At 74.8% G+C, this 2971-nt stretch carries 2 protein-coding genes; both read right to left on the bottom strand.

What is annotated here, in order from left to right; genetic code table 11:
* Window positions 1-204: 204 nt before the first annotated feature.
* The gene (locus tag GA0115240_RS02080; protein ID WP_237554534.1) at window positions 205-1011 is read right to left on the bottom strand and encodes an ABC transporter permease; all 807 of its coding nucleotides are present in this window, start codon (window positions 1009-1011) and stop codon (window positions 205-207) included.
* Window positions 1012-1100: 89 nt separating this feature from the next.
* A partial coding sequence (locus GA0115240_RS02075) for an ATP-binding cassette domain-containing protein (protein WP_107407077.1) occupies window positions 1101-2971 on the bottom strand: 1871 nt, incomplete at its 5' end.

Here is a 2971-nt window from a genome sequence, read left to right as displayed (position 1 = left end):
GGAGCTCTCCGCGTGCGGGGCGGGACCGCACGGAGCGGCTGACCGGAAACCGTCGATAGATGGTGCCCGGGACACGAGAGTCCGACGTTCGCCGCCGCCTGCTCTACCCGATCGGCCGATCCTTTGCCTTTCCATGGCCATGACATGACGAGGGGGTGGCGGGCACCCCGCCGGCCGGGCACCGCCCCGACCCGGCCGGGCCGGTCAGGACACGATGTCCTTGGTGCGAAAGCCCCGGAACGCCAGCGCGGTCAGCACCAGCGCGTAGGACACCGAGACCGAGGACCCCTGCACCATCCCGGTCCAGTCCATCGTCGGCTGCACCGCGTCCAGCCAGGAGAACTGCCAGTGCGCCGGCAGCACGTCACGCCACGAGCCGAGCGCGGTCACCGCGTCCAGCACATTGCCGACGATGGTCAGCCCGACCGCGCCGCCGACCGCGCCCAGCGGCGCGTCGGTGATGGTGGACAGCCAGAACGCCAGCGCCGCGGTGACCAGCTGGCTGACGAAGATGTACGCCACCACCAGCGCCAGCCGGGGCAGCGCGCTGCCCGAACCCAGCGATCCGCCCGTGGGCAGCTCCAGGTCGCCCCAGCCGTAGGCGGCGGTGCCGGCGATCAGGGCCACCGCCGGCAGCAGCACCAGCGCGACCGCGCTGAAGCCGAGCGCCACCGTGAGCTTGACCGCCAGCAGCCGGGCCCTGGGCACCGGCGCCGCCAGCAGATAGCGCAGGCTGGACCAGCCGGCCTCCGAGGCGACGGTGTCCCCGCAGAACAGCGCGACCGGCACCACCAGCACGAAGCCGGCCGAGACGAACAGGCAGGTCGCGGTGAAATTGGCGCCCGACGCGGTGGCGGTGTCGATCAGCGTCGGGCCGTTGCGCCCGTCGGACGGGGTGCCGCCGATCGCGAAGGCGGCCATCAAGATGAACGGCAGCGCGGCCAGCAGGACCCCCACGATGATCGTGCGGCGCCGGCGCAGCTGACGGCGGGCCTCGACGCGCAGCGGCAGCGTCCGGCCGGGACGGTAGCCGGGCGCGGTCGCCGAGGCGGGCGCCGGGGCGGGGACGGGCGCCGGCCCGGGTACGGGTGCGGTGGTGCTCACGCCGAGCCTCCGATCAGGGTCAAGAAGGCGTCCTCCAGCCGGCGGTGCGGCCCGATCCGGTCCACCGGCACCCGCAGGCGGACCAGCTCCGCCACCAGCTGCGGCGCGGTCATCCCGTCGAGCACCGCCAGCAGCCCGTCCTCCTCGCGGACCGCGTCCGCCACACCGGGCAGCGCCGCCACCGCGTCCACCACGTCCTGCGGGACGCCGCCGGCGATGCCGACCAGCACGGTGTCGGCGGAGCCGATGATCTCCGCGACCGGGCCGGCGGTGATCAGCCGGCCGCGGTCCATCACCACCAGATGCGTACAGGTCTGCTCCACCTCGGCCAGCAGATGGCTGGAGACGATGACGGTCCGGCCGGCCGCGGCGTACCGGATCAGCACCTCGCGCATCTCGCGGATCTGCGGCGGGTCCAGGCCGTTGGTCGGCTCGTCCAGGATCAGCAGGTCGGGCAGGCCCAGCATGGCCTGGGCGATGGCCAGCCGCTGCCGCATGCCCTGGGAGTAGGTGCGCACCGCGCGGTCCAGCGCGTCGCCGAGGCCGGCGATCTCCAGGGCCTCGGCCAGGTGGGCGTCCTGCTCGGGGCGTCCGGTGGCCTGCCAGTACAGATCGAGGTTGGCGCGGCCGGTCAGGTGCGGCAGGAAGCCGGCCCCCTCCACGAAGGCGCCGACCCGCGACAGGACCGGCGCGCCCGGCCGGACCGCTTCGCCGAAGATCCGGATCTCGCCCTCGTCCGGCCGGATCAGGCCCATCAGCATCCGCAGCGTGGTGGTCTTGCCGGCCCCGTTGGGACCGAGCAGGCCGAGCACCTGCCCCGGCTCGACCCGGAAGGACAGTTCGCGTACCGCGTAGCGGTCGGCGGACTTCGCGTAGCGCTTGCTCAGCCCGGAGATCCGCAGCGGCACCGCGGCCAGCGCCGGGTCGGCGGGCCGGGGGCGGGCACGGCCACGGCCGGTGAGCAGCAGCGCCGCCGCGACGGCCAGCGCGATCAGCGGCAGCGCCCAGGCCCACCAGGGCAGCGGGGGTGACGCGGCGCTGAGCGCGGGGTCGGTCGGCACGGTGAGTCCCGGGCCGGCCAGCGCGACGCCCACCACGGCCGGCGCGGCCGGGGAGGCGTAGCCGAGGTCGGTACTGGACAGCACCAGGCGCAGCCGGTGGCCCGCCGCGAACTCGTGGTCGACAGCGGGGAGTTGGACCCGCACAACGCTGCCCTGCGGCGATCCGGCCACCCGGACGGGGGTGGCGAGTGAGGCGGGCAGCGTCTCTTTGCCGTCGGGGGCCACGTCGTAGAGCTTGGCGAACAGCACCGCGTCGGGGGCGTCGGTGCTGACCTTCACGGTGACGGAGGGCGCCCCGGTGAGGGTGACGCCGCGGCGGAGTCCGGCCGACTGGAACTGCGCGAACTGGCCGGGGAAGTCGGTGCTCAGGCCGGCGCCGAGGCCGGAGAGCTGGCCGAGGGCCCCGCTGCCGGGCACCGCGGAGATGGCCGCCGGGGCGCCGCCGGCCGGGTTGACGAGGCGCTGGGCGGGTCCGGTCAGCGCGATCCGGCGATCGGCGGTGCCGTTCAGCCCGGGGTAGGCGGCGGCGGAGGCGCCGCGCAGTTCGACGCTGCCGTCATTGACGTTCAGGCCCGTGGTGCGGGTGACGCGGAAGGCCGGTCCGGTACTGACGGCGGTGTCGCCCTTGAGGTAGTGGTCGAACCACGCGGTGACCCGGTGGTCGATCCGGCTGTCCTCGGTGTCGCCGCCGTCGTGGCCGCCGGCGATCCAGTCCACCGCCACCGGGGCGCCGTTGGCCTTGATCGCCCGGGCCATCGCGTCGGACTGGGCCAGGGTGAACAGCGAGTCGGTCTGGCCCTGGACGA

The organism is Streptomyces sp. DvalAA-14, assembly GCF_900091855.1.
Lineage (GTDB): Bacteria > Actinomycetota > Actinomycetes > Streptomycetales > Streptomycetaceae > Actinacidiphila.
The sequence above is the reverse complement of the archived record's forward strand: the minus strand, read 5'-3'. Positions and strand labels throughout refer to the sequence as shown.